Genomic DNA, 26476 nt, shown 5'->3' on the forward strand with positions numbered 1-26476 from the left:
TAAATAATTACTTTCATGTGATAGATTATATTTTTTGTTAATTGTAACAAGTAACCACAATAAAAAAAAACCTTACTTTGTATTTTAATACTAAATATATTGCGGTTTTGCTATAATGAAGTTTTTACGATACATTTTATTTCCTATTATGCCAATCTACTATCTAGTAACTTGGTTGCGTAACGCGTTTTATGATATTGGTGTTTTTAAATCGAAATCGTATAATTTTCCTGTATTAGCTGTTGGGAATTTAACTGTTGGTGGTACAGGAAAAACGCCAATGATAGAGTATTTAATAGCTTTACTTAAAGATGAGAAACGGGTTGCTACATTGAGTAGAGGTTATAAACGTAGTAGTGAAGGTTTTTATTTGGCTGATGAAAAAGCAAATGCAAAAAATCTAGGTGATGAGCCATTTCAGTTTTACCGAAAATTTAATAATGCTATTCAAGTAGCAGTAGATGCAGATAGGCAAAATGGAATTGCAAATTTAATACAACAGCAAATTGCTCCAGAGGTTATTTTATTAGATGATGCATTTCAGCATAGAAAAGTAAAAGCTGGATTTTATATTTTATTAACTACGTATTATAATTTATATACTAATGATTGGGTTTTACCTACAGGAGATTTGCGAGAGCCTAGAGCAGGAGCTAAGCGAGCAAACTGTATTGTAGTTACTAAATGTCCTGATAATTTAAGTGCAATTGAGAAAGAAAAAATAATAAGCCAGATACAACCACAAGTAAATCAAAGTGTTTTTTTTAGTACTATTAACTATGCAGACGAAGTTTTATCTGAAGAAAAGAAAATACCTTTGAATGAGTTAAAAGATTTCACTCTGGTAACAGGAATAGCAAATGCAGCGCCTTTAGTACATTATTTGAAAACGGAAGGTCTACATTTTGAGCATTTAGATTATAAAGATCATCATGATTTTACGAAGCAGGATATGGAATTGTTTAAAAGTAAGTCTCTTATTGTTACTACGGAAAAAGATTATATGCGATTATTACAATTTGATGCGTTAAAAGAGAATGTGTTTTATTTGCCTATTGAAGTACAAATAGATAAGCATGAGGAATTTGATGCTAGAGTTTTAGATTTTATTACTATTTAAGTATTGCAATATCGTCTTGAATTAAAGCTTGGTATAGTTTCTTTTCGAAGTCTTCTTGTTTAAAAGGTTTAGAAATAATATCATCAAAACCAGCTTCTTCAAACTCATGCATTTTATCTTCTAGAGTTACTGCGGTTAGAGCGAAAATAGTAAGGTCTTTTTTAAACCCTCTAATTATTTTAGTTGCTTCTAGTCCGCTAATTCCTGGCATATGTATATCCATTAGAACCACATCATACTTTGTTTTTCTAACTTGCTCTACAGCGTCTTCACCATTATCAACAATATCACAATTAAGATTCATTTTATTAAGAATCTTTTTGGTAATCATTTGGTTGATTTTATTGTCTTCTACTACTAATATTTTTATTGTACTCAATTCTATTTCGCTTATGTTTTTAAAATAATTCTTTTGAGATTCTTCTTCTTCTATCACTTGGTCAGTGTGTTTTAATGGAATTTCAAAAATAAAGTTAGACCCTTTTCCTAATTCACTTTTTAGGTAAATTTTTCCTTTTAAAATATCTATTAGCCCTTTTACAATAGATAGTCCTAAACCGGTACCTCCATATTTTCTATTGATTTGTATGGATCCTTGTGAAAAGCTTTCAAACATATGTTCTTGCTTTTCTTTACTAATACCTATTCCGTTATCTTCTATTTCAAATCTTAAAGAATAAATTTCACCTGTTTTATTCAATTTGTATACTCTAACCCAAATATCTCCATCTTTTGTAAATTTAATAGAATTACCAATAAGGTTAATTAATATTTGAGATATTTTAAGTTGATCTGCATTATAATTTTCTGGTAAGTCTTTGTCGTATTCAAAATGTATTTTAATATTATTGTCTACGGCCGAATTGTTTAGTGCAGCAATAACATTTGCTACTTTCTTTTTTAGATTAAAGATTTCAGGTTCTACTTCTACTTTATTTGCTTCTATTTTATTTATTTGAAGAATATCGTTAATAAAAGTAAGAAGGTAATCTCCAGAAAATTTTAAAGATTTTAAATGCTGTACTTGTTCTGGTTTTGGGTTTTCGTCTAAAAGCATATTGCTTAAACCTGTAACGGCATATAAAGGTGTTCTTAATTCATGTGTTACAGTAGATAAAAAGTTGGCTTTTGTTTTAGATGCTAATTCTGCTTTTTCTTTAGCTAGAATAAGTTCGCCATTCTTTTTATGCAACATGTTGTTTGTTTTTAACCTTATTCTATTGTTTTTGTATAAGGATAAAGTTAATAAGGATAAAATAGTAATTAATGCTACACTTAAGATTGCTGTTAATTTACTGAGGTTTTTAGAGTCTTGTAGTTCTTCAAGATCTGCAGCTTGTTTTTTTTGATATTCGGTCTGGTTTTTTAATAAAAGTTCGAATCGTTTTTCTGGAGATAAGTTTTGTCTTTTAATATTTAAAAGCGAATCGGATAATTTAATATGCTTTTTTAAGTACGCATTAGCAAGTTTGAAGTTTTTATTTTCTTGATTCAAGTCACTTAAAACTAAATAGCCTTCGCTTAAAACAGTATCAAAATTATTGTTGATTGCCTCGGTTACACCAGTATTGGTGATTTCTATAGCTTCATTAATCTTATTCAGATTTGCATATACAATGCCTAGGTTTATTTGGGCGCTACTATGTATTTTTTTTAAATCATATCTATTGGCTAATGCAATCGCATTTTCAAATAGTAATTTAGCTTTTTGGTAATCTTTTAAGGCTAAGTAAGTTTGTCCTTTATTGAGGTCTACTTCGGCAACAAAATCATTTAAGCCTTCTTGTTCAAAAAGGTTTTTAGAAGATTTGTAATAGTCTAAAGCTGTGTTAAACTCCTTTTTTGCATAGTATACATTACCGAATATTTTATAAGATTCTGCTTGATTAATTTTGTCATTCGAGATGCGTTGTGTAGCAACAGCTTTTGTTAAATGCTTAATTGCTTCATCTGGTTCTTCAAAAATATATTCAATTTTTCCTAGTTTAGAGTGTATTAACCCAATGCTTTTTTGGTCTTTAATAGTTTTGGCAGAAAGAAGAGCGTTTTCAAGCGTTTTTTGCGCTTCAAAATAATTAGAGTTTTCCAGGTTTCTTTGCGCTAACCTTATTAGATTGTTTACATTTTGTTGTATAGTATCTCTCTCTTGAGTAGTGATTTCTTGTGAAAATACACTGCAACTCAACACCATGATAATAGCACATATATAGTAGTTGATTCGGAACATTTTTATAAATATGATAATAGCAAATATAAATATTTATTCGATAAAAGTCATCTTTTTATCGATAAATTGCTAATTAAGTCAATTAATCTACTAGAATAACCGGTTTCATTATCATACCAACCAATGATTTTTACCATGTTTCCAATGGTTGATGTCATTTGTGCATCAAAAATACAAGAATGAGTGTTGCCTACTATATCTATGGATACAATTGGGTCTTCTGTGTATTCTAAAATGCCTTTGTATGCTTCTAGAGAGGCTTTTTTAAATGCAGCATTAATTTGTTCGATAGTTACATTTTTTTCCACATTAAAAGTAATATCAGTTAATGAGCCATTAGCTACAGGAACTCTTATGCCACATCCACCAATTACATTCGCTAAATTAGGGAAAATCTTTGTAAGCGCTTTTGCGGCTCCTGTAGTTGTTGGTACAATAGATTGACCAGCAGCTCTTGCTCGACGTAAATCTCGATGTGGTTGGTCGTGTAAACTTTGATCTGTAGTATACGAATGAACAGTGGTAATATATGCCTGTTTAATGCCGCAAAGGTCTTGCATAACAGCAATCATTGGAGCAGCATTGTTTGTGGTGCAAGATGCATTTGAAATTATTTTTTCACTTCCATCCAGTGCATTATCATTAACACCTAAAACGACTGTTTTAATATTGTCTTCTAAAGGTGGAACACTTAAAATTACACGTTTTGCTCCATTTTTAATATGAATGTTAAGCGATTCTTTAGTTTTATATTTTCCAGTAGCTTCAATAACAAAATCTATATTAAAAGGGTGCCAATTAATATCTTCCAGTTTTTGTTTGTTTAGTAAAGGGATGTTTTTGTTGTTAACTATAATGTGTTCATCATTATAAGAAATTGTTTCTGGAAAAATACCATGGATACTATCATACTTTAGTAAGTGGCTAAGTGTTTTTGCATTTGCTAAATCATTTATGGCAACCACTTGAATGTTAGGATTGTTTTGAAGTAATCTAAAAACACGTCTTCCAATTCTTCCAAATCCATTTATTGCAACTAGAACCATTAGTTAATGTGTTTTTGAGCTTTGTAAGAAGATCGCACTAAGGCGCTACTTTCTACATGTCGAAAACCTAGACTTAAGCCAATTTCTTTATATTCTGCAAATTGATCTGGCGTGATAAACATTTTAACTGGTAAGTGTTTTTTGCTTGGTTGTAAATATTGGCCAATGGTAACTACATCTACGTCGTTAGCTCTTAAGTCGTGTAAAGTTTCTATTACTTCCTCTCTAGTTTCCCCTAGACCAAGCATGATACCCGATTTTGTACGTCTTTGTCCTTGTTGTTTTAGGTATTTTAAAACTCCTAAACTTCTGTCGTACTTTGCTTGAATACGTACTTCTCGTGTTAAACGTCTAACTGTTTCTATATTGTGCGAAACTACTTCTGGAGCTACATCAATAATTCTGTCTATGTGTTGTTCTAAGCCTTGAAAGTCTGGAATAAGTGTTTCTAGAGTCGTTTCTGGGTTCATTCTACGAACAGCTTTTACGGTTTCGCTCCACATGATACTTCCCATATCTTTTAAATCGTCACGATCTACACTAGTTAAAACGGCGTGTTTAATGTTCATTATTTTAATAGAACGTGCTACTTTTTCAGGTTCATCCCAATCTACGGTTTCTGGTCTTCCTGTTTTTACACCACAAAATCCACAAGAACGTGTGCAAACATTACCTAGAATCATGAAGGTAGCAGTACCTTCTCCCCAACATTCTCCCATATTTGGACAACTACCCGAAGCACAAATGGTATTTAGTTTGTATTTATCTACTAAACCACGAAGTTCTGTGTATTTTTTACCTGTAGGTAATTTAACACGAAGCCATTTAGGTTTTGCTACTCTTTCTGGTATTATATTTGAAGCGGTATCTGTATTCATTTAGTTTACAATTTCTAGTACAAAGATACAAAGTATTCTATTAAACTATCTGGCTTAAAAATACTTTTATAGAATGGTGAGATACCAAATACTAAAGCTCACTAAAAACAAAATTCCAAATACGCTTAATACGTGTAGAGCTTTTGAAGGGTGCCATTCTTTAGGGGTGTGCTTCCCGCTAATAAGCATGTAATTTATTATAGCGTAAAAAGGAGCTGTTAGAAAAGATAATATGGTAGCTATTTTTATGAGTAAAGCCATTTCTGAAGCAAAATAAAAAAAGATTAAAATACTCCCGCTTACTAATAAAATAATCCAAAATAAATAGCCTTTTTTGAAGCTTCTATTTGTGAGAAGCTCTGTTGTTTTATGCATTGCTCTTGGTGATGCATCTAAAGTGGTTAAAGAAGTGCTAAACATTGTGGTGAAAGCTGCAATGCTAATTAAAACATAAGACCAACTACCCAGGTTTTGTGTGTACATTTTAATTAGTTGGTTAGAGAAAACTGCAGCAGAAACACTAAATGTTTCGCCACTATTGTGCATTACTAAATAACCTAGTAATAGAAAGCTGATGCCTAAAAATATAGTGACAATATAGCCAATATTGAAATCTAACAAAGCAGATTTTGGTACATAACCTTTTTCGTCTTTTCTTTTTTCAATAGTCCATAAAGATTGCCAAACAGAAATATCTAAAGGAGCAGGCATCCAACCCATAAAAGCAATAAGAAAAGCTATTTCTATACTGTTTTTTGGAAGTATTTGTGTAAAGGATAAGCTGCTTTCTTGTTTCGAAAAAGCAAAAACAACAGCAATAAGTGTACTAATAGTAAGTGTAATAATAATGATTTTCATTAATCTATCTAGAAGCTTATATCTGCCAAGAAATAAAATGATTAAACAAAAGCATAAAATGATAACAGTCCACGTTTTTATGTTTATAAAGTCGCCAAAAAGTGTAGATGCCAAACCAGCAGTAACAATAGTTACTGCAGTTTGAATAGTAAACATTGTTGTAAACGTAAGGACGAAATATGTTATTAATACACCTTTGCCAAGTTTTTTGTAACCTTCTAAAAGGCTTTCTCCTGTTGCTGCAGCGTATCGAGGTCCAAATTGAAAAAATGGATATTTAAATAGATTAACTACCAATAAAGCCCAAAGTAAACCCAATCCAAAATTTGCTCCTGCTCTTGTAGATTGTACTAAATGTGAAACACCAATTGCAGCTCCAGCAAATAATAATCCAGGACCAAATTTTTTTAATATTTGTATCATTACTTTTTTTGAATAATCTCTGCTAATAACTTTTTAGCTCTTAATAGTTTCACCTTAACATTATTTATAGGTTCGTCTAATTGGGTAGATATTTCTTTGTAGCTTAATTCTTGAAAGTAGCGAAAATTAATAACCTCTTGATAATGTGGTTTGAGTTTTTTTATATCCCGAAGCAGTTTTGCTAAATTTTGTTCTGTAATAAGTTTGTCTTCTATAGAAGGAGTTTCGTCTAAAATTTGAAGTAGAGAATTTTCATCATCTGTAGATATTTGTGTTGAAATGGAGCGTTTTTCTTTTCTTAAAAGATCTATATGAATGTTTTTAGAAATGGTAATTAGCCACGTTTTAAATTTATAGTCAGTATTGTATGTTTCTATTTTGTCAAAAGCTCTAGAAAAGGTTTGAATGGTAACATCCTCGGCATCGTTTTCATTTTGAATTCGTTTTAATTGAAATCCATATACATCATCCCAAAAGGTATTTAGTAAAAAATTAAATGCTTTTTGCTCGTTTTTTTTTGCTTGTTGGATTGCTTCTTCTATTTCCAATATTTAGGTTTTGCTATAAAGTTGATTATAAATATAACTAATTGCATGCCAATTAAAAAAATCTCTAGAAAAGGAAGAAAAATAATAAGGTCTTTTTCTTCTAATTTTTTCGAAGTTTTACCAAATACGATATAAAAAACAATTAATCTTAATATAAATATAGGTAAAACAATTTGCCATGCGTAGGTTGTAATAAAAAGCGTAATTGCTAAAGTATAAAATAGAAATTGAGAGATGTAAAAAAGGGCAAGTAGTATTTTGTGTCCAGCCTTGTAATAATTTGCTGTAGAAACGTGCCTTCTTTTTTGTAAAATCCAATCTTTAAAAGTTGTTTTAGGGTTAGAGATAGTAAAACTCTCTTTTGTAAAACAAATACTAGTATTTTTAGTGTTGGCAACTTGGTTTATAAATAAATCATCGTCTCCAGATCGAATTTGCATGTGGTTTATAAAACCATTTGCATTAAAAAAAACTTCTTTTTTGTAGGCTAAATTTCTACCAACTCCCATAAACGGTATTCCAGATTTAGCATAAGAAAAATATTGTAAAGCAGTTAAAAGTGTTTCAAACCGAATTAATTTATTTAAAAAAGAATTTTTAATTTTTGCATAGGCGCCATAACCTAAAACAATACTTTTTGTATTGCTAAAATTTGTGCTTATTTCTTTTAGCCAATGATTAGAATTAGGTTTGCAATCTGCATCTGTAAATACTAGATATTCATTTTTTGCAGCTTTAATACCAAGTGTTAGTGCGTATTTTTTGTTTCCGTAAAAAGTTTCGGTAGGTATTACATTAACAATTTTAATATTACGATGCTTTGCAGCGAAGTCTTCCATGATATCTAATGTTTTATCATGGGAATTGTCGTTAATTAAAATAATTTCAAAATCTGGATATTCCTGATTTAATATGTGTGGAAGATAATTTTTTAAATTTTTGGCTTCATTTTTAGCACAAATAAGAATAGAAAGCGCTATGTTTTTTTGTGTTTTATGTTTCGGATTTAAAAAAGCAAATTTTGAAAATAAGAAAAGATAATATATAAGTTGAATACTTACTACAATTATAAATGTGTAGTAGGCAATATTCAGTAATACCATGAACTATTAAGAGTGTTGAGGTTCGCTACAATCTTTGTATTGTTCTGGTGTTTTTCCGCAAAAGCCGCAAGATTCTCCTTCTTGGTTTAACATAGGGTTTTGGCTGGCACAAGTGCCTGCAAATTTACCGTCTTTTTTTGCCCAAATTTTTATTGCTATTCCAGCTATTGCTAAACCTAAAAGTACTAATGTTATTGCTAGTAGTTTCATGTGTGTATTCGTCTTAAATTATTTTACAAAGATACTATTTTTTAGGAAATTGGTATACTAAAAAAGCCTCGCTTTTTAAAACGAGGCTTTTGGTTTTTATATTGAAAGTTGATTTACTTTTTCAAGCTGATTTCTGCAACAGATTTTTCAACAGAAGCATTTTCATTACCTCCTTTGGGTTCTATTGTAATACTTAATCCTAAGGCGTTTTCTGTATATGGCAACGGTATGAGTTGACTTTCAGATTCGTTTAAAATGCCAAGACTAACCATTTTATCTTGTACTTCTGCCCAAATTTGATAGCATTGTTCTTCTGGTAATTGGGGTAAAGAAACTACATCGATCATCGATGTTTTTTCAACAGGATTTATGTATGCAACCGTTTTTAAGTTTTTTGCTCTTTCGTTTCCCTTAATAATATATTTTTGTGTTTCGGGATTGTTAAGCTGTTTAAATTGCTGCATAATGTCGCTTAACATTTTATTATTTTGGTCTATATCGCTACGTAGATCAAAAATTTCTTCTGCAATAATTTCATTTTCGCGTAAAAGATCTTGATTGTTTAAGTAAAACATAAAGGTAGAACCTGCAAAAATTAAAGCAGTAATACTAGCAGCTATTCCAAACATGTACCAAGTTTTTTGTTTCGGAGCAGTTTGTAGTGCAATAACTGGTTTTTCGTCAATTGCAGAAAGTATATCGTTTAAAATATGTTCTGGTGCTTCAATGGCGTTACTTTTAGCTACAATCTCAAGATTTTGCTGTAAAGTATTATACGCATTCTTAACTTCAGGATATTTAGATATGTAGGTTTCTACCAATACAGTTTCTTCTGCATTGGTTATGCCTACTAGATATTTATCTACTAGATCTGAATTTAAAAATGTATTTATTTTATCATTCATGACTTTTTAATTCTGGATCGTAAATCTTTTTTAATTCACGCAATCCTATTTTTAATCTCGATTTAATGGTGCCAAGTGGTATGTTCAATTCGTCACTCGCTTCTTGTTGTGTCATACCTTCAAAAAAGAGCGCATTTATTACTGTTTGATATTTTACATCTATGGTTTTTAGATGGGTTTTAATATCAATCACATCTTGATTCAAACTATTACTTGTTAGTTTATATACGTTAGAACTTTCCATTTGGACTTCTTTACTCTGTTTATTTGATACAGATCGTATTTTGTCTATCGCTGTATTATAGGCAATTCTGTAAAGCCAAGTAAAAAGTTTAGCCTTCTTAGCATCGTAAGTTTGTGCTTTTTTCCAGACTTTAATAAATGTTTCTTGCAATGCGTCCTGTGCTAGGTCGGAATCTGTAATAACTTTTGATATTACACCAAGTAGTGTGTCGGAATAGTTTTGATACAACAATGTAATAGCTTTTTTGTCGCCTTGTTTTAGTAAACTAACTATTTGTTGTTCAATTGGTGTGCTCAAAAGATATTTTGTTTAGTGTTTTGCTAAGTTATAGAATATCAAAGTTATAGATTTATTTTAAATTTAAATAATATTTACTTCAGCTTCTATAGATATATTAAATATACGCATTATAGTTTCTTGAATTACTTGAGATAAATTTAAAATTTCTGACCCATTTGCATTATTATAATTTACAAGTACTAAAGCTTGTTTTTTATGCACACCATAATCCCCAAATCGTTTTCCTTTAAAACCTGCTTTTTCTATAAGCCAACCTGCTGGTATTTTTACAGATGTATTCGAAATTGGATAGCTTGGGATTTCAGGGAAATTTTGTTTTAAGTTTTCGAAATCTGTTATAGAAATAATTGGATTTTTAAAAAAACTTCCGCTATTTCCAATTTCTTTAGGGTTTGGAAGTTTGCTTTCACGAATTGCTATAACTGCTTTGGAAATATCTTGAATGGTAGGTTTTTCTATATGCATTATCTCTAGTTGCGAAGTAATTGCTCCATAGTTTTTGTGAAGGATATGGTTTTTTTTTGTGAGTTTAAAAATAACACTAGTAATAATATACTTGCCTTTTAAATGTTGTTTAAAAACAGAGTTTCTATAGTCGAAATTGCAATCTGAATTAGTGAAAGTCTTTGTTTTTTGATTTGCTATCTCAATAGCATCACAAGAAACAAATGTGTCTTTTAATTCTATGCCATAAGCACCAATATTTTGAATAGGAGCAGTACCAACATTACCTGGGATTAAGGATAAGTTTTCTAATCCACCAAAATCATTTTGTAAACACCAAAGTACAAAATCATGCCAATTCTCTCCTGCTTCAGCTTTTACAAAAACAAAAGAGTCGTCTTGCGAAACAATTGTAATTCCTTTTAAGTTTATATGCACTACTAATGCTTCCACATCTTTAGTAAGTAGCATGTTGCTTCCTCCGCCAAGAATTAATCTTTCAGGATATTCTGGTAGTCGAAGCACATCTAATAATTTTTGTTTCGAATTTATGGATACAAAATGTTTAGCTTTTGCATCAATACCAAAAGTATTGTGCTTTTTTAAAGATATGTTGTGTTGTATTTGCACTAGTCTTTATATACTTTAAGAGCTTCTTTAAGAATGTTTACTGCTTTAATAAGGCTCTCCTTTTTTAATACATATGCAATACGTATTTGATTCAAACCAACTCCAGGAGTAGAGTAAAAACCTCCAGCTGGAGCTACCATAACTGTTTCGCCATCTACATCAAAATCTTCTAAAAGCCATTGTGCAAAAGCGTCGCTGTTTTTTACTGGCAATTGTGCAATACAGTAAAATGCACCTTTTGGATTTGCTACTTGTACACCTTCTATTTTTTGTAGTTCGGTTATTAAGATGTTTCGTCTTTCCACATATTCTTCAATAACATCATCAAAATAACTTTGTGGAGTTTCTAAAGCTGCTTCGCTAGCAATCTGTGCGAATGTAGGTGGACTTAGTCTTGCTTGAGCAAATTTTAAAACTGTTTGTACTACTTCTTTGTTTTTTGAAACTAAACAGCCAATTCTGGCACCACACATGCTGTATCTTTTAGATACAGAATCAATCATTATCGCATTTTGCTCTAAACCTTCTTCTTGCATGATGGAGTAATGTGTGTTTCCATCATATGCAAACTCTCTATATACTTCGTCAGCAATTAAAAACAAATCATGTTTTTTTACTATTGCTGCAAGTTTTTTTATTTCTTCTTTAGAGTATAAGTAACCTGTAGGATTTCCTGGGTTACAAATAAGAATTGCTTTGGTTTTTGGAGTAATAAGTTTTTCAAACTCTTCTATAGGAGGTAAGGCAAAATTATTTTCAATTTTAGAAATAACTGGAACTACTTTTACTCCTGAAGCAGTAGAAAATCCATTGTAGTTTGCATAAAACGGTTCTGGAATAATAATTTCGTCATCTGTATCCATAATACTACCAAAAGCAAAGAGTAAAGCTTCGCTTCCTCCAGTGGTAACAATTATATCATCATGGTTTACATGTATGTCTTGTTTAAAATAGTAGCTGGCTATTTTTGTTCTGTAAGTTTCAGAACCTTCTGATCTAGAATATGCTAAAACTTCTAGGGCGTTATTTTTTACAGCGTCTAAAGCTATTTTAGGAGTCTTTATATCTGGCTGTCCAATGTTTAAATAATATATGGATTTTCCATTTTTTGCTGCTTTTTCAGCAAATGGAACCAATTTTCTAATAGGCGATTGTGGCATTAATTGCCCTTTTTTTGAAATTACTGGCATTTTATATGTGTTTGAGATACAAAGTTGCGAAAATTATATTAAAGTTTTTTTAAAAAGTAACACTAAATAAAGATTTAAGAAGAAAGATTTGTAAATTGATAGAGAAGTGTTTTTTGGGCTTATGAAAAATATAGTTTTTTCTTTTTTATTACTATTCAGTTTTTCCTTTTTTGGATTCTCTCAAGGCACTTTCGTAATTCAAAATAAAAGAAAAAGTGATAAAATACAGTTTAAATTAATTAATAATCTAATTATAATTCCAGTAAAAATTAACGGTGTTGAACTTTCTTTCATTTTAGATACAGGAGTAAGTAAGCCAATTTTGTTTAATATTTTTAATATCAATGAAACTTTAAAAATTAATAACGCCGAAAAAATTGTAATAAGAGGATTAGGAGAAGGGGAGGCAGTAGAAGCATTACGATCTAGAAATAATGCGATAGAAATTGGCGAAGCTTTAAACATTAACCAAGATTTGTTTGTGGTTTATAATTCGAAACTAAATTTTGCTCCAAGATTAGGGGTTCCTATTCATGGTATTATAGGTTATGATTTTTTTAAAGATTTAGTTGTAGAAATAAATTATTCTTCAAAAATTATTAAAATTCATGAAAATGAAACTTATACTTATAAAAAATGTAAAAATTGTGAGGCTTTACCTTTGTATTTTTATAATAAAAAGCCCTATATAAATGCCCATGTTACAATAGATAAAGAAGAAATTCCAGTTAAATTATTAATAGATTCTGGTGGAAGTGATTCTATTTGGTTATTTGAAGATATCTCTTTAGGTATACATACAAATGATAAATATTTTGAAGATTTTTTAGGGCATGGTTTAAGTGGAAGTGTTTATGGAAAGCGTTCTAAAGTAGATGCGTTTAGTATTAATGATTTTACCTTAAAAAATCCAAATGTTGCTTTTCCAGATGCTACTTCCATATCGTTTGCTAAAAATCATAAAGATAGAAATGGAAGTCTAGCTGGTAATATTTTAAAAAGATTTCGGGTTGTTTTTAATTATAAAAAATCTTTGATACAACTTAAAAAAAGTAAATATTTTAAGGATCCTTTTAGTTATAATAAAAGTGGAATTGAACTGGAACAAAACGGAATTAGGTTAGTGAGAGAGAAAGAAAATAAGATTAGAAGTTCTGGCATAGCAGAAGCTAGTAATAAAGATAATGGCGGTGTAAAAAGAATTGTTTTTGATGCCAATTACAAGCTTTCTGTAAAACCTGCTTTTACTATAATTGAATTACGGAAAGATTCTCCTGCTGAAAAAGCAGGGTTGCAATTTGGAGATATAATATTAAAAATAAATGGAAAAGAAACTTACGATCTCTCTTTACAGCAAATAACTCAATTTTTTTATGAAAAAAACGGTAAAAATATTAGGTTAAAAATTGATCGATCAGGACAAGTTTTGGATTTTCAGTTCGTGTTAGAAAGTTTATTCTAACAAAAAAAGGATTGTTTACTTATTTGTACACAATCCTTTCAATTTATATTTATAAAATGGAAATTAGTTTTCCATTACACTTTTTTCTCTTTTTTCAAGAACACTTGTTTTACTAGGATCAATAACTTCTCCTTTAATTTTTAGTGCTACCGTTGGTGTTTCAGCATTAGAAAGAACAGTTATTGTTTTTCTAATAGGCATCACACGTTTTGTATCATACTTTACTTGTATTTCTCCAGTTGCTCCAGGCATAATTGGTCCATCCGGTTTTTTTGGTACAGTACAACCACAACTAGAAGATACTTTCGATATTATAAGCGGAGCATCTCCAGTATTAGTAAACTCGAAAGTTCTAACACCATCTGCACCTTTTTCTATAGTACCATAATCTACTGTAGTTTCTTTAAAATCAATTTTTGCCATTTTTTCTTGAGCAGTCATTGAAAAACTAAATATTCCGATAAATAAAATTGTTAGTAATTGTTTCATCATTTTTTAATTTAAATTATTTTTTATTCTTAAAACACATTGTGTTGTATTTCAGTCGTTTGTGTTATTTGTGTTTTTAATTCTATTGTAAATTTACTTACTTTTCATTCATTCTACAAAAATAATGGATGTATAACATAAATCTTAACATAAACTTTATGCTTAAAGGTACATTAAACAGCATTAATATTTTTCAAAATGTAAATTATAAGTACTTTTGCATGATATTATTCAAAAACTATTCCAAAGTATGAACATTCCATCAAAATATGATGCAAATAGTGTAGAAAGTAAGTGGTACAGCTACTGGACAGAACATAATTATTTTCATTCTAAACCAGACGAAAGAGAAGCTTATACCATTGTAATCCCTCCGCCAAATGTAACAGGAGTCTTACATATGGGGCACATGCTTAATAACACGATACAAGATGTTTTAATACGTAGAGCACGTTTATTAGGTAAAAATGCTTGCTGGGTTCCTGGAACAGATCACGCATCTATTGCTACAGAAGCTAAAGTTGTTGCAAAATTAAAAGAACAAGGAATTGACAAAAACGACCTGACACGTGATGAGTTTTTGGCACACGCTTGGGAGTGGACAGAAGAATATGGAGGAGTTATTTTAGAGCAACTTAAAAAATTAGGATGTTCTTGTGATTGGGATAGAACGAAATTTACAATGGATGACGATATGTCTGAAGCTGTAATTAAAGTATTTGTTGATTTGCATGAAAAAGGACTGATATATAGAGGTTATCGAATGGTAAACTGGGATCCGGAAGCGAAAACGACGTTGTCTGATGAAGAAGTAATACACGAAGAACGCCAAGGAAGCTTATACTATATCAATTATAAAATAGAAGGAAGCGACGATACTTTAACAATTGCTACGACACGTCCCGAAACTATTTTTGGAGATACCGCAATTTGTATCAATCCAGAAGATGAACGTTTTGCACACTTACGTGGAAAAAAAGCCATTGTGCCAATTTGTAATCGCGTAATACCTATTATTGAAGACGACTATGTAGATGTGGAATTTGGTACTGGTTGTTTAAAAGTAACTCCAGCACATGATGAAAATGATAAGAACCTTGGCGATAAACATAAATTAGAAGTTATAGATATCTTTCATGAAGATGCGACTTTAAATAGCTTTGGATTGCAGTTTGAAGGGCAAGATCGTTTTGTAGCAAGAAAGAATGTAGCAAAAGAATTAGAAACAATAGGTGTTTTAATAAAAACCGAAACACATTTAAATAAAGTTGGAACGTCAGAACGTACTAAAGCTGTTATCGAACCAAGATTAAGTGACCAATGGTTCTTGAAAATGGAAGAGTTGGTTAAACCAGCTATTGAAGCTGTTTTAGGTGAAGATGCAGAAATTAAACTATTTCCAAAGAAATTCGAAAATACATATCGTCATTGGATGGAGAATATTCGCGATTGGAATATTTCTCGCCAGTTACTTTGGGGGCAACAAATTCCTGCTTATTTCTATGGAGAAGGAAAAGAAGATTTTGTAGTTGCCGAAACTATTGAATTGGCAGTAGAAAAAGCACAAAAAGTAACAGGTAAACCAGATTTAAAAGCAGAAGATTTAAAACAAGATACAGACGCTTTAGATACTTGGTTTAGTTCTTGGTTATGGCCAATGAGTGTTTTTGACGGTATTCGTAATCCAGAAAACGAAGAGATAAAATACTACTATCCAACAAACGATTTAGTTACTGGACCAGATATCTTATTCTTTTGGGTAGCACGAATGATTATTGCTGGATATGAGTATAAAGATGAAAAACCTTTTCAAAATGTATACTTAACCGGTCTTGTTCGCGATAAACAACGTCGTAAAATGAGTAAATCTTTAGGGAATTCACCAGACGCTTTAAAACTAATTGAGGAATATAGTGCAGATGGTGTGCGTGTTGGTTTGCTTTTAAGTAGTGCGGCAGGAAATGATTTAATGTTTGATGAAGCACTTTGTCAACAAGGAAAAGGTTTTGGAAATAAAATTTGGAATGCCTTTAATCTTACCAATATTTGGGAAGTTAACGATACGATTGCGCAACCAAACTCTAGTAAAATAGCATTAGATTGGTACGAAGCAAAGTTTCAAACGGCTTTAGTTGAAATTGAAGATCACTTTAGTAAATACAGATTAAGTGATGCTTTAATGGCTATTTATAAGTTGATTTATGACGATTTTTGTGGGTGGTTATTAGAAATAGTAAAACCAGCATACCAACAGCCAATTGATGCAAAAACATACAACAAAGTGATGTCTATTTTTGAAGATAATTTAAAAATATTACATCCTTTTATGCCGTTTTTAACCGAAGATATCTGGCAGTATATTACAGAACGTACTCCAGAACAAGCATTAATAATCGCAAAATGGCCAGAAGCAAAACCAATTAATAAGGAGCTTATATCTCAGTTTGAATTTGCATCAGAAGTGATTTCGGGAATACGAACAATTAGAAAAGAAAAGAATATTGCATTTAAAGACGCAATAGGTTTTTCAGTGATTAATAATGAAAATTCGAATACTACATTCGATGAAGTTATTGCAAAATTAGGAAATCTGGAAGCTATAGAATATGTTTTAGAGCCAGTTGATGGCGCTTTAACCTTTAGAGTAAAATCTAACGAGTATTTTATTCCAATGGATGGCGCGATAGATGTAGAAGCTGAAATTAAAAAGCTAACCGAAGAATTAAACTACACCGAAGGTTTTCTTAAGTCTGTGCAGAAAAAACTATCAAACGAACGTTTTGTTGCAGGAGCTCCAGAACAGGTTGTGGCTAGTGAGAAAAAGAAAGAGGCAGATGCTTTGGCAAAGATTGAAACTTTAAAAGCGAGTTTGGCTAGTTTGCAGTAAAACATAATCGATACGTTTTTTATATACTAAATGAAAAGAAAACTATACACTTTCCTTGCTATTGCAATTCTTGTGACGATTTATGGTTATGATGCCTATTTTGATAAACAAGTTGAAGTAGGAATAATAGACCAAGGTGCAACTGTAAAAACAAGTACCAACGAATATTTTTTACCAACAAGTACTACAGGGCAAATTGTACATCATGAAGGGTATAGTTTAAGTTATAGCGAAACGCATGAGCAAGCAGAATGGGTTGCTTACGAGTTAAAGAAATCGCATTTAAGTACTGCTAATTTTAAACGTCCTTATTTTGAAATAGACAAAGCCGTGAAAACCAAAGCAGCACATTGGCGTAATTATAAAAAATCTGGTTACGATCGCGGGCATCTTTGTCCTGCAGGAGATAGGAAATATAGCAAATCTGCACATGACGAGACCTTTTTAACGAGTAATATTTCTCCACAAGAACATGCTTTTAATGCAGGAATTTGGAATAGATTAGAACAGAAAACACGTTATTGGGCAAGTAAATATGATGGTGTTTTTGTGGTGTCTGGCGGGGTTTTGAAAGGAAACATGAAAACTATAGGAGAAGAAAAAGTTGCTGTGCCAAACCAGTTTTATAAAGTATTAATAGATAATAATTCTGGTAAAACAAAAGTGATAGCTTTTTTAATGCCTCATAAAGATTCAAACGAACCGTTATATAAGTTTGTAACTTCGGTAGATACCATTGAAAGTCTAACAGGTATCGATTTTTTTAGCGAATTGGAAGATGCTAAAGAAAACAAATTAGAAGCGTCTAGCGATTATAAAGGTTGGAGTTTTTGATGCTTCAAACATTATCCAATTAGAAGTTTATTTTAAGCTATTTAACATTCCTTTCCATCGAAGATTTCTAATAAAAGTACCTTGATCTTCTGTAACTAAATATTCTATATTATTCTTTTTTGCTTTAAAATAACCAAACATATAGTCTTTAAGTAGAGCTGTGCTTCGTTTTTTATACGCCATTTTTAATGCAGAAATGAGTGTAATTATAAACCCGTAACGCATTTTGTACATTGCTTCACCTTGCATGTATTTTGATGCTTTATTGTAGCTTATTCCAGTTGGTTTTAAATGTTTTACTAATAGGGTTTTATCTGTTGCAGTTTTCCAACCATAAAAACTTGCAAGAAGTGTGTCTACGGTATCCCATCCAATAGAATGTTTGAGTCCTTTAATATCCATAAAACATTGTTTTTTATATGCTTTAAATGGCCCTCTTACATGTGTTTTTTTTGCTATATTTTCATAAACCCAAGAATTATTTACTTTTATATATGCTAATCCTCCAGCTATTCCAATTTTTGAATCGCTTAAAAACAGGTTGTTAATTTTTTCTAGATAATTATTTGGTAAGATAATGTCTGCATCAAATTTACAGATTACATCATAATTTTTATCTACAGTTTCATAACCTTTGTAAAAAGCATTTATAACCTTACTTCCTGGTAAATGTTTCTCTGAACTTTTAATGTTTACTAATGAAATCCAATTATAATTTGTTGTATAATGCGAAGCAATTTTTTCTGTATTATCTGTAGAATTATCGTTTACAATTACAACTTGTTTTGGTTTAAGCGTTTGGTTTACCAAAGAGTTTAAAGTTTTTTCAATAAACTTTTCTTCGTTATGTGCAGGAATGATAATGGAGATATTCATAAAAACAAATAACAATATTTAAATGCCAAATTCCAAAACCAATCGACGAAGTTTTTGAGATTTATTTTTAGTTTTTTTTACTTTATACACGTACTGCATAAACGATGTAATATCTTGGAGTGAACCAACGAAAAATGGGTCTGATTCCAATTTTTTTTGTTGGATTAGTCCATTTTTGTCTGTCTATGATTTTCCATCCGGTTTTTTCTAAAAGCCAATCTAATTGCCAATCTTCAAACTCATGGTAATGCCTGTCCCATTTATCTGTTTTACTTCTGTAGGCCGAAGAAAACCACAAACGTAATGGTACGCTAATAACCAATTTATCTGCATGTATGCTTTGTAAAACAGTAAAAGGGGAGAGTAGGTGTTCGAAAATCTCGAAAGCAGTGACTACTGTTGCATTTGATTTTTTTATGGTTGAAGTATCTAAATCTAAATCTTCACCTTTTGTGTTTTCCACAAAAAAATGGCTATCCTTCATTCTTTGGGTAAACGGATTTTCTACACCTAAATCTAAAATAGTTTCAGTTTTAGAGATGTGTTTTTCTAAAAATTGTAAAGTGAGTCTATATCTTTTATGTGGAAATTTACCTTCGTACATTTTAATTTCTGAACCAGTTTTAACAAAAGTAATGACATTTATTTTAGTAAGAGTAGATTATTTTTTTTTATTTCATGTAAATCTTTTAGTCAAGATTTCTCGAAGGGTCTATATCTTTTTATTCCATTTTAATGGAGTTATTAATAATTCTAGTATTAATTACTAATGATGGAAATAATTTTTAAGCTATGTTTTGAGGGAATTGATTTCAAACCTCAAATTTTGCAACTCAATTTGATGGAGTAAGCGATTATTTCAATTCCATAAATATTTCAGAATTTAAACCTAATTTGCCAGTGTCATTTTCATTTTGGATTAAATATGAAGGTGAAGATTTGAAAAGTACTCAACTTCTTTTTTAGGAATACAAAAATATATTTTTTAAAAATTCTCAAATGTCTTCTGGTAATTATGCAGTCAAATATGAAGGTGTTTTATATAGATTTGTGCGTCTTGAACAGGAAGATTTTAAGTGAAAAATTTAGCTGTTAATTTTAATGTTTATAAACTATTGCATTAATATTCATGCCTGCGCCAACGCTAGCAAATATGATAAGATCCCCCTTATTAATTTCTTGGTTTTCGAGTTTTTTATTTAAAATTAAATCGTATAAAGTTGGTACTGTTGCTACACTGGAGTTGCCAAGTGTATTGATGCTCATTGGCATGATGCCTTCTGGCATTTCCATATTATGAAGCTTATAAAAACGATTTACAATGGCTTCATCCATTTTTTCATTAGCTTGGTGAATCAATATTTTTTTTACATCATTTATTGTGTATCCGCTTTTTTCTAAACAAGATTTTAATGCTAAAGGAACATTTGTTAAAGCAAATTCATAAATCTTTCTGCCATACATTTTAATATATCTACGTTTACTAGATATTTCTGAATTATTGGTTTCTCCAAAATATATAAAATGAGCTTCGTCTAATGCGAAAGTTGCAGATTCATGACTTATAATACCTCCTTCTTCCGAAGATTCTTCGACAATAACAGCTCCTGCGCCATCACTATAAATCATAGAATCTCTATCGTGTTTGTCTATAACTCTAGATAGCGTTTCTGTACCGATAACCAAACAGCGTTTTGCTAAACCAGATTTAATAAAAGCATTTGCTTGAATAACGCCTTCAATCCATCCAGGACAACCAAATAACAGATCGTAGCCCACACATCTTGGGTTTTTAATTTGTAATAAGTGTTTTACACGAGATGCAATACTTGGCACAGTATCACTTTGCTCTGAATTGTATTTTACATCTCCATAATTGTGAGCAACAATAATATAGTCTATTGTTTCTTTATCAATATTTGCGTCATTAATGGCCTTTTCTGCTGCATAAAAAGCAATATCTGAATTTAATAATTCTGGTTTTATATAACGTCTTTCTTGAATTCCTGTAATGGCTTTGAATTTTTTTACAATAACCTCATTGGTACTGTTAATTGAGGAGCCATCAGCATTTAAGAACTCGTGATTATAAAAATCTTCATTCTTTTCAATGCCTTTTGGAATGTAACTTCCAGTTCCAGTTATTTTAATATTCATGTAAATTATATTGCCTTTAGTTAGTTACTTTGCTAATATAAGCAGTAAAAACTAAAGGCAATTTTTATTAAATGATTTTTTACGATGTTCAGTTGTGTTAATATTTACATATATTCTTCAATAGGAGCACATGTACATATTAAATTTCTGTCACCGTAAGCATCATCAACTCGTCTTACACTTGGCCAGAATTTATTGTCATGTACATATTCTAAAGGATATGCAGCTGCTTCTCTTGTGTATGGAAAATGCCAGTCGTTTGCAGTTACCATAGCCAAAGTATGTGGTGCGTTTTTTAGCACATTATTGGCATCTTCTTTATTTGCATTATCAATTTCTTTTCGAATTGATATCATGGCATCACAAAAACGATCTATCTCTTGCTTGCTTTCACTTTCGGTAGGTTCAATCATTAATGTTCCAGCCACAGGAAAGGAAACTGTTGGCGCATGAAAACCATAATCCATTAAACGTTTTGCAATGTCTGTAACTTCAATGCCATTTGCTTTAAATGCACGACAATCTACAATCATTTCGTGTGCTGCACGACCACGTTCCCCAGAATATAAAGTATCAAATTGACCTTCTAATCTCGTTTTAATGTAGTTTGCATTTAATATTGCAATCTTGGTAGATTGTGTTAAGCCTTTTGCTCCTAACATTTTTATGTAACCATAAGAAATTAAACAAGCTAAAGCTGAACCAAAAGGAGCGGAAGAGATAGCAGTAATTGCATCTTTTCCTCCTGTTTTTACTATTGGATTTCCTGGTAAAAAAGGAGCCAGTTGTTTTGCAACGCAAATAGGTCCAACACCAGGACCTCCACCACCATGGGGAATTGCAAAGGTTTTATGTAAGTTTAAATGACAAACATCTGCACCAATATTTCCAGGATTAGTTAATCCTACTTGTGCATTCATATTTGCTCCATCCATATATACTTGTCCTCCATTATCATGAATAATTTTGGTGATTTCTTTTATGGAAGCTTCATATACACCATGTGTAGAAGGATAGGTTACCATTAAACAGGATAAATTATCTTTGTGTAAGATTGCTTTTTCGCGTAAGTCTTCTACATCTATATTTCCTTCGTCTGTAGATTTAGTAACAACTACTTTCATTCCTGCCATTACTGCACTTGCAGGATTTGTACCATGTGCAGAACTTGGAATTAAACAAATGTTTCTATGATGATCCTTACGAGATTCATGGTATGCTTTAATAACCATCAAGCCTGCAAATTCACCTTGAGCACCAGAGTTGGGTTGTAAGGAAGTAGCAGCAAAACCAGTGATTTCTGTTAGTTGATCTTCTAACTCTTTTAAAACCTGCGCATATCCTCTAGCTTGTTTTAGTGGCGCAAAAGGGTGAATGTTTCCCCATTTAAACCAGCTTAAAGGGAGCATTTCTGCTGCTGCATTTAATTTCATGGTACAAGAACCAAGTGAAATCATGGAGTGATTTAGCGATAAATCTTTACGTTCTAGTTTTTTAATATAACGCATTAACTCGGTTTCCGAATGGTGCGAATTAAAAACATCTAGTGTTAAAAAATCTGTTGTTCTTTGAAGTTGTTGGTCGATATTATTAGCTTCCGAAAACGAAGAAATAGTAAACGCTTTTTTATCTGCTACTTTAGCAAAAATGGAAAGGATATAATTTATATCTCTAATCGAAGTGGTTTCATTTAAAGCAATAATAACCGTTTCTTCGTCAGGATAGTAGAAGTTTACTTTCTTGTCTTTTGCTATTTTTTTTACTTTTTTAGCTTTGGTTTTAATCTGTAAGGTATCAAAAAAGGAAGTATTGGTTTGATTGAATCCTAATTTTTCAAGTGATTTTGCTAAAACTGAAGCTGCATTATGTACTTGGTTTGCTATAAATTGTAATCCTTTAGGACCATGATAAACGGCATACATTCCAGCCATAACAGCTAGTAATACTTGTGCTGTGCAAATATTAGATGTTGCTCTATCACGTTTTATATGTTGCTCTCTAGTTTGTAAAGCCATTCGTAAGGCTCTATTTCCATCAGAGTCTTTAGTAACACCAATAATACGACCAGGAATATCACGTTTATACACTTCTTTCGTAGCAAAATATGCAGCATGTGGTCCTCCATATCCCATTGGAATGCCAAAACGTTGCGTAGTACCAACCACTACATCTGCACCAAATTTACCAGGAGCCTCTAGTTTTACTAAGCTTAAAATATCTGCTGCAACTGCAACTTTTATTCGTGCTTCGTTTGCTTTAGCTATAAACGATTTGATGTCTGTGACTTGTCCGTTTTTTCCTGGGTATTGAAGAATAGTTCCAAAAAAATCTGAAGAAAAGTCGAAAGTGTTTTCATCTCCAATAACTAATTCTACTCCAATAGGGTTCGCTCTGGTTTGTAAAAGAGAAAGTGTTTGCGGTAAAATGTTTTCAGAAACAAAAAACTTATTTATACCAGCTTTTTTTTGGTCACGTTCTCTAACAGCAAATAGTAGACTCATGGCTTCTGCAGCTGCTGTACTTTCATCTAAAAGCGAGGCATTTGCAAGTTCCATTCCTGTTAGGTCTGTAACCATAGTTTGGTAGTTTAAAAGTGCTTCTAAACGACCTTGTGCTATTTCTGCTTGGTATGGAGTATAAGCTGTGTACCAACCTGGGTTTTCTAAAATGTTACGTTGTATTACTGCAGGTAAAATGGTTGGATGGTATCCTAAGCCTATGTATGTTTTGTAAACTTTATTTTTTTTGGCAACCTCATTTAGGTACACTAAATATTCTTGCTCACTCATGGCTTCTTCAAGATCTAAATCTTTTTTTAACCTAATATCATCTGGGATAGTTTCGTAGATAAGTTGGTCTAAACTATCTACGCCTATAGTTTTTAGCATTTGTTCTTGGTCTGTTTCTCTAGGACCAATATGGCGAAGTGCAAAAGCGTTTGTATTCATCTTTAAAAAGTTGTGTTTTGTGGCGCAAAAATACGGAATTATTAAAGTTTTTTTGTTTTGAAATATGAAAGTTTTTAACCAAATGAAACTGTTATTAACAGTTTGCTTATTTTTGTTTTATGCGAATAATAAAGCAATTTTTTGATTTTTATATAAATGCTAGTATTCATGTAGCTTTAAGTGTTTTTTCTTTAACTTGGATTACACTTTTAGAGTTTGGGATTTCTTACAATGAAACCGTTTTATTTTTTAATTTTTTTGCAACGATTACTGGTTACAATTTTGTGAAGTATTTTGGCTTAGCAAAGTTTCATCATAGAGGATTGGCTTATAAGTTGAAAGTAATTCAGATTTTTTCATTTCTCTGTTTTATAGCATTATGTTATTATGCATTTATGTTAGAGGTTAAAACGTGGTTGTATATTTTGTTGCTTGGGGGAATTACTTTTTTTTATGCTATCCCTTTTTTACCAAGAAATGTGTTTGTAGATAGTAACCAGAATTTACGAGAAATAAGCGGGTTAAAGATTTATGTAATTGGTTTGGTATGGTCTGCAGTAACTGTATTTTTGCCTGTTATAAATAATGAAATGAATATTTCAACCGATGTGATTTTAACTGTTTTACAGCGTTTTGTTTTTGTATTGGCACTTATGATCCCTTTTGAGATAAGAGATTTACAATATGATAGTTTAAAATTATCTACAATACCACAAAGAATAGGAGTAGGTAAAACAAAAATGATAGGATTTGTTTTATTAACGTTTTTTTTCTTTTTAGAATTTTTTAAAGATCAAACTAGTACTGAAAATGTTTTTGTTTTATTAACGATAACCCTAATAACCTTAGGTTTTGTGTTGTTTTCTATAAAAAATCAAACCAAGTATTATAGTTCTTTTTTTGTGGAAGGATTGCCAATTTTATGGCTAATTTTGTTGCTCTTTTATAGCTTTCTTTAAATTTTCTTTTAAAGCTTTCTTTTCTTCTCTATGCATACATTCTACATTTGCATCGTGCATTTTTTTGGTAAGCTTTTGGTTATTACTTGAATATTTTCTGCAAGCCTTACAAAAGATTAAGTGTATGTTAAGCTTGATTTTTTCTAAAAAAGTAGCCTCTTTGTATTGTGATTTATCACAAACATGATTTGCTTTTTCACAAGCTTTATTTATTTTTATTTGTGTATTCATATTAAAACCAGTTTTTCTCCATGCAAGAAGCCATTGCTGTTCTTGCTCTATGAATGATAACCCATAGGTTAGACGCTGTAATTTTTAATTCATTACAAATAGTTTCTGTGTCTATTCCTTCAATGGTTTTCATTTTAAAAATAGTTGCTTGCTTTTCAGGGAGTTTGCCTAAGCAACTGTATATAGCTTCTCCAAGTTCTTCATTTTCTATAGTATCTTCTGCTGTTTTATCGAAAGGATCTGCAACGCGTTCTTCTAGCCAATCTCCTTCAGTTTCAGAATCGCTATTGTAGCTCATTCGTACTTCTGCTTTCCCTTTATTAGAATTGATTTTACGATAATAATCAATAATTTTTCTTTTTAAAATTGAAATTAACCAAGTACGTTCACTTGCTTCTCCTTTAAAGTTTTTCATCGATTTTAAACCAGCAAAAAAAGTGTCTTGAACCAAATCTTTAGCCAAATCTCTATCATTAACACGAGAAATGGTGTAGTTGAATAGATAATCGGAATAGGAATCAATCCATTTGTTTGGATCTATTTGATGGTTTGGCATATTTTTTCAGCTAATTTTTATCAAAAGTAAGCAAAAGTATTTATATCTAATCGATTAAATTTTTTACAGCGGAAGTAATTGTTGAAAACTGAAAGATAAACCCACTTTCTAATAGCTTTTTAGGAATCACATTTCTGCTATTAAGAATAAGTTCTGGTTCTGTTTGCATAAACAGAGCTCCAATTTGTAGCATAAATTTTGGACTAGGAATTCCAATAGTAACATGCATTGCTTTTCTAAAATCTTGCATCATGGTTGCGTTGTCTGTTGGTTTTGGTACACAAAGGTTAAAAGGTCCAACAGCTTCTTTGTTTTGTATTAAAAAATCTACAGCTCTAGCAAAATCGGTTTCATGAATCCAGCTAACCATTTGTTTTCCGTTGCCTTGTTTGCCTCCTAAACCAAATTGAGTAAGTTTTTTTAATGGAACAAAAGCGCCATCAGAATTACCAAAAACAATAGAAGTTCGTAGTATAATTTTTCTTGTTTTAGGATTTACGGTTTTGTAAAATGCTTTTTCCCAAACGGTTGCTACCTCTGCTTCAAAATCGTTACCAAATGTTGTGCTATCTTCTGTTCGTTCTTCTGTAAAAGCTTCTTTATAAATGGAAGTGGTTGAAGAGTTCATCCAGAGTTTTGGTGGGTTTTGACATGTGTCAATTGCTTGACCTAAAAGTTCTGTAGCAATTATTCTAGATTCTTTAATGGCTTTTTTATTAGCGTCTGTAAATCTGCAATTAATAGTTTTTCCAGTAAGATTGATAAGTACATCTAGGTTTTCTAAGTGAGAAATCCAAGAGTTTTCTATGGTCTTTGCGTTCCAAAGAATTTCATTTTCTCGTTTAGGGTTTCTACTTAATATTTTAACAGTATACCCTTTTTTAGAAAAAAAATCTTCTAAAGTTTGACCAATAAACCCTGTTCCTCCAGCTATTAGTATTGTTTTCATTT

24 protein-coding genes are annotated in these 26476 nt (G+C 31.2%); 5 read left to right on the forward strand and 19 right to left on the reverse strand.

The annotated features are described in order from the left end of the window. The first annotated feature begins 115 nt into the window (after positions 1–115). Positions 116–1120, forward strand: a complete 1005-nt coding sequence (lpxK, locus tag Q4512_RS12810; RefSeq protein ID WP_303425355.1) for a tetraacyldisaccharide 4'-kinase — start codon at positions 116–118, stop codon at positions 1118–1120. On the opposite strand, the gene Q4512_RS12815 is transcribed toward lpxK, so the two are convergent. The 11 genes from Q4512_RS12815 to Q4512_RS12865 all read right to left on the reverse strand — a co-directional run bounded on the left by Q4512_RS12815 (position 1113) and on the right by Q4512_RS12865 (position 12126). Then, positions 1113–3347, reverse strand: coding sequence for an ATP-binding protein (locus Q4512_RS12815; protein ID WP_303425357.1), 2235 nt, complete (start codon positions 3345–3347; stop codon positions 1113–1115). The two genes, lpxK and Q4512_RS12815, sit on opposite strands and share 8 nt — an antisense overlap. A 47-nt stretch (positions 3348–3394) precedes the next feature. Next, a complete protein-coding gene (gene gap, locus Q4512_RS12820; protein ID WP_303425359.1) occupies positions 3395–4393 on the reverse strand; it encodes a type I glyceraldehyde-3-phosphate dehydrogenase in 999 nt (332 codons plus the stop codon). Continuing rightward, positions 4393–5271, reverse strand: a complete 879-nt coding sequence (gene lipA / locus Q4512_RS12825; protein WP_303425361.1) for a lipoyl synthase — start codon at positions 5269–5271, stop codon at positions 4393–4395. The genes gap and lipA overlap by 1 nt, the downstream gene beginning before the upstream one ends. A gap of 66 nt (positions 5272–5337) precedes the next feature. Continuing rightward, positions 5338–6552 (reverse strand): Nramp family divalent metal transporter, encoded by a 1215-nt coding sequence (locus Q4512_RS12830; protein WP_303425364.1) that lies wholly within the window; start codon positions 6550–6552, stop codon positions 5338–5340. Further along, positions 6552–7100 carry an RNA polymerase sigma factor gene (locus tag Q4512_RS12835; RefSeq protein ID WP_303425367.1) on the reverse strand — a complete coding sequence of 183 codons (549 nt, stop codon included), beginning with the start codon at positions 7098–7100 and terminating at the stop codon, positions 6552–6554. Before Q4512_RS12835 ends, Q4512_RS12830 begins: the two co-directional genes overlap by 1 nt. Beyond that, the gene (locus Q4512_RS12840) at positions 7091–8203 is read right to left on the reverse strand and encodes a glycosyltransferase (protein WP_303425369.1); all 1113 of its coding nucleotides are present in this window, start codon (positions 8201–8203) and stop codon (positions 7091–7093) included. Before Q4512_RS12840 ends, Q4512_RS12835 begins: the two co-directional genes overlap by 10 nt. 6 nt (positions 8204–8209) lie before the next feature. Further along, complete coding sequence (locus tag Q4512_RS12845; protein ID WP_303425371.1) at positions 8210–8413, reverse strand: membrane or secreted protein; 204 nt, start codon at positions 8411–8413, stop codon at positions 8210–8212. 113 nt (positions 8414–8526) lie between these two features. Beyond that, on the reverse strand, positions 8527–9318 hold the full coding sequence (locus Q4512_RS12850) for an anti-sigma factor (RefSeq protein WP_303425374.1): 792 nt from the start codon (positions 9316–9318) through the stop codon (positions 8527–8529). Next, positions 9311–9859 (reverse strand): RNA polymerase sigma factor, encoded by a 549-nt coding sequence (locus Q4512_RS12855; RefSeq protein WP_303425376.1) that lies wholly within the window; start codon positions 9857–9859, stop codon positions 9311–9313. Before Q4512_RS12855 ends, Q4512_RS12850 begins: the two co-directional genes overlap by 8 nt. Before the next feature lie 63 nt (positions 9860–9922). Further along, the gene (gene murB, locus Q4512_RS12860; RefSeq protein WP_303425378.1) at positions 9923–10936 is read right to left on the reverse strand and encodes a UDP-N-acetylmuramate dehydrogenase; all 1014 of its coding nucleotides are present in this window, start codon (positions 10934–10936) and stop codon (positions 9923–9925) included. Next, complete coding sequence (locus tag Q4512_RS12865) at positions 10936–12126, reverse strand: pyridoxal phosphate-dependent aminotransferase (RefSeq protein WP_303425381.1); 1191 nt, start codon at positions 12124–12126, stop codon at positions 10936–10938. The genes murB and Q4512_RS12865 overlap by 1 nt, the downstream gene beginning before the upstream one ends. Positions 12127–12247: 121 nt before the next feature. Between Q4512_RS12865 and Q4512_RS12870 the strand changes: the two genes are divergently transcribed. Beyond that, positions 12248–13588, forward strand: coding sequence for a retropepsin-like aspartic protease (locus tag Q4512_RS12870; protein ID WP_303425383.1), 1341 nt, complete (start codon positions 12248–12250; stop codon positions 13586–13588). Between the two features lie 63 nt (positions 13589–13651). Here the strand turns inward: Q4512_RS12870 and Q4512_RS12875 are convergent, their stop codons facing one another. Beyond that, positions 13652–14077 carry a DUF1573 domain-containing protein gene (locus Q4512_RS12875; protein WP_303425386.1) on the reverse strand — a complete coding sequence of 142 codons (426 nt, stop codon included), beginning with the start codon at positions 14075–14077 and terminating at the stop codon, positions 13652–13654. A gap of 250 nt (positions 14078–14327) precedes the next feature. On the opposite strand from Q4512_RS12875, the gene Q4512_RS12880 reads away from it, so the two are divergent. Together Q4512_RS12880 and Q4512_RS12885 are read left to right on the forward strand one after the other, a co-directional pair. After that, on the forward strand, positions 14328–16964 hold the full coding sequence (locus Q4512_RS12880; RefSeq protein ID WP_303425389.1) for a valine--tRNA ligase: 2637 nt from the start codon (positions 14328–14330) through the stop codon (positions 16962–16964). Positions 16965–16994: 30 nt separating this feature from the next. After that, on the forward strand, positions 16995–17798 hold the full coding sequence (locus tag Q4512_RS12885; RefSeq protein WP_303425392.1) for a DNA/RNA non-specific endonuclease: 804 nt from the start codon (positions 16995–16997) through the stop codon (positions 17796–17798). Positions 17799–17825: 27 nt separating this feature from the next. Here the strand turns inward: Q4512_RS12885 and Q4512_RS12890 are convergent, their stop codons facing one another. The 4 genes from Q4512_RS12890 to gcvP form a co-directional block, all read right to left on the reverse strand. After that, positions 17826–18674, reverse strand: coding sequence for a glycosyltransferase family 2 protein (locus Q4512_RS12890; protein WP_303425395.1), 849 nt, complete (start codon positions 18672–18674; stop codon positions 17826–17828). 82 nt (positions 18675–18756) lie between these two features. Beyond that, a complete protein-coding gene (locus Q4512_RS12895) occupies positions 18757–19278 on the reverse strand; it encodes a methyltransferase (RefSeq protein ID WP_303425397.1) in 522 nt (173 codons plus the stop codon). A 494-nt stretch (positions 19279–19772) separates the two neighbouring features. Further along, a complete protein-coding gene (locus Q4512_RS12900) occupies positions 19773–20831 on the reverse strand; it encodes a 3-oxoacyl-ACP synthase III family protein (RefSeq protein WP_303425399.1) in 1059 nt (352 codons plus the stop codon). Positions 20832–20935: 104 nt separating this feature from the next. Next, positions 20936–23779, reverse strand: a complete 2844-nt coding sequence (gcvP, locus tag Q4512_RS12905; protein ID WP_303425401.1) for an aminomethyl-transferring glycine dehydrogenase — start codon at positions 23777–23779, stop codon at positions 20936–20938. A 119-nt stretch (positions 23780–23898) separates the two neighbouring features. On the opposite strand from gcvP, the gene Q4512_RS12910 reads away from it, so the two are divergent. Further along, positions 23899–24738 (forward strand): hypothetical protein, encoded by an 840-nt coding sequence (locus Q4512_RS12910; RefSeq protein WP_303425403.1) that lies wholly within the window; start codon positions 23899–23901, stop codon positions 24736–24738. Here Q4512_RS12910 and Q4512_RS12915 read toward each other — a convergent pair. The 3 genes from Q4512_RS12915 to Q4512_RS12925 are packed head-to-tail and all read right to left on the reverse strand — an operon-like array spanning position 24706 to position 26474. Continuing rightward, a complete protein-coding gene (locus Q4512_RS12915) occupies positions 24706–24969 on the reverse strand; it encodes a glycine dehydrogenase (protein WP_303425404.1) in 264 nt (87 codons plus the stop codon). The two genes, Q4512_RS12910 and Q4512_RS12915, sit on opposite strands and share 33 nt — an antisense overlap. A gap of 1 nt (position 24970) precedes the next feature. Continuing rightward, on the reverse strand, positions 24971–25525 hold the full coding sequence (locus Q4512_RS12920) for a sigma-70 family RNA polymerase sigma factor (protein ID WP_303425406.1): 555 nt from the start codon (positions 25523–25525) through the stop codon (positions 24971–24973). Positions 25526–25571: 46 nt separating this feature from the next. Next, a complete protein-coding gene (locus Q4512_RS12925; protein ID WP_303425408.1) occupies positions 25572–26474 on the reverse strand; it encodes a TIGR01777 family oxidoreductase in 903 nt (300 codons plus the stop codon). Between the last annotated feature and the right edge of the window lie 2 nt (positions 26475–26476).

Source organism: Oceanihabitans sp. 2_MG-2023 (assembly GCF_030547245.1).
GTDB lineage: Bacteria > Bacteroidota > Bacteroidia > Flavobacteriales > Flavobacteriaceae > Oceanihabitans.

Excerpts from the sequence above, each read along its gene's own strand:
- lpxK (WP_303425355.1), top strand. The coding sequence starts at position 116 with ATGAAGTTTTTACGATACATTTTATTTCCTATTATGCCAATCTACTAT.
- Q4512_RS12815 (WP_303425357.1), bottom strand. The coding sequence starts at position 3,347 with ATGTTCCGAATCAACTACTATATATGTGCTATTATCATGGTGTTGAGT.
- gap (WP_303425359.1), bottom strand. The coding sequence starts at position 4,393 with ATGGTTCTAGTTGCAATAAATGGATTTGGAAGAATTGGAAGACGTGTT.
- lipA (WP_303425361.1), bottom strand. The coding sequence starts at position 5,271 with ATGAATACAGATACCGCTTCAAATATAATACCAGAAAGAGTAGCAAAA.
- Q4512_RS12830 (WP_303425364.1), bottom strand. The coding sequence starts at position 6,552 with ATGATACAAATATTAAAAAAATTTGGTCCTGGATTATTATTTGCTGGA.
- Q4512_RS12840 (WP_303425369.1), bottom strand. The coding sequence starts at position 8,203 with ATGGTATTACTGAATATTGCCTACTACACATTTATAATTGTAGTAAGT.
- Q4512_RS12845 (WP_303425371.1), bottom strand. The coding sequence starts at position 8,413 with ATGAAACTACTAGCAATAACATTAGTACTTTTAGGTTTAGCAATAGCT.
- Q4512_RS12850 (WP_303425374.1), bottom strand. The coding sequence starts at position 9,318 with ATGAATGATAAAATAAATACATTTTTAAATTCAGATCTAGTAGATAAA.
- Q4512_RS12865 (WP_303425381.1), bottom strand. The coding sequence starts at position 12,126 with ATGCCAGTAATTTCAAAAAAAGGGCAATTAATGCCACAATCGCCTATT.
- Q4512_RS12870 (WP_303425383.1), top strand. The coding sequence starts at position 12,248 with ATGAAAAATATAGTTTTTTCTTTTTTATTACTATTCAGTTTTTCCTTT.
- Q4512_RS12875 (WP_303425386.1), bottom strand. The coding sequence starts at position 14,077 with ATGAAACAATTACTAACAATTTTATTTATCGGAATATTTAGTTTTTCA.
- Q4512_RS12880 (WP_303425389.1), top strand. The coding sequence starts at position 14,328 with ATGAACATTCCATCAAAATATGATGCAAATAGTGTAGAAAGTAAGTGG.
- Q4512_RS12885 (WP_303425392.1), top strand. The coding sequence starts at position 16,995 with ATGAAAAGAAAACTATACACTTTCCTTGCTATTGCAATTCTTGTGACG.
- Q4512_RS12890 (WP_303425395.1), bottom strand. The coding sequence starts at position 18,674 with ATGAATATCTCCATTATCATTCCTGCACATAACGAAGAAAAGTTTATT.
- Q4512_RS12895 (WP_303425397.1), bottom strand. The coding sequence starts at position 19,278 with ATGTACGAAGGTAAATTTCCACATAAAAGATATAGACTCACTTTACAA.
- Q4512_RS12900 (WP_303425399.1), bottom strand. The coding sequence starts at position 20,831 with ATGAATATTAAAATAACTGGAACTGGAAGTTACATTCCAAAAGGCATT.
- gcvP (WP_303425401.1), bottom strand. The coding sequence starts at position 23,779 with ATGAATACAAACGCTTTTGCACTTCGCCATATTGGTCCTAGAGAAACA.
- Q4512_RS12910 (WP_303425403.1), top strand. The coding sequence starts at position 23,899 with ATGCGAATAATAAAGCAATTTTTTGATTTTTATATAAATGCTAGTATT.
- Q4512_RS12915 (WP_303425404.1), bottom strand. The coding sequence starts at position 24,969 with ATGAATACACAAATAAAAATAAATAAAGCTTGTGAAAAAGCAAATCAT.
- Q4512_RS12920 (WP_303425406.1), bottom strand. The coding sequence starts at position 25,525 with ATGCCAAACCATCAAATAGATCCAAACAAATGGATTGATTCCTATTCC.
- Q4512_RS12925 (WP_303425408.1), bottom strand. The coding sequence starts at position 26,474 with ATGAAAACAATACTAATAGCTGGAGGAACAGGGTTTATTGGTCAAACT.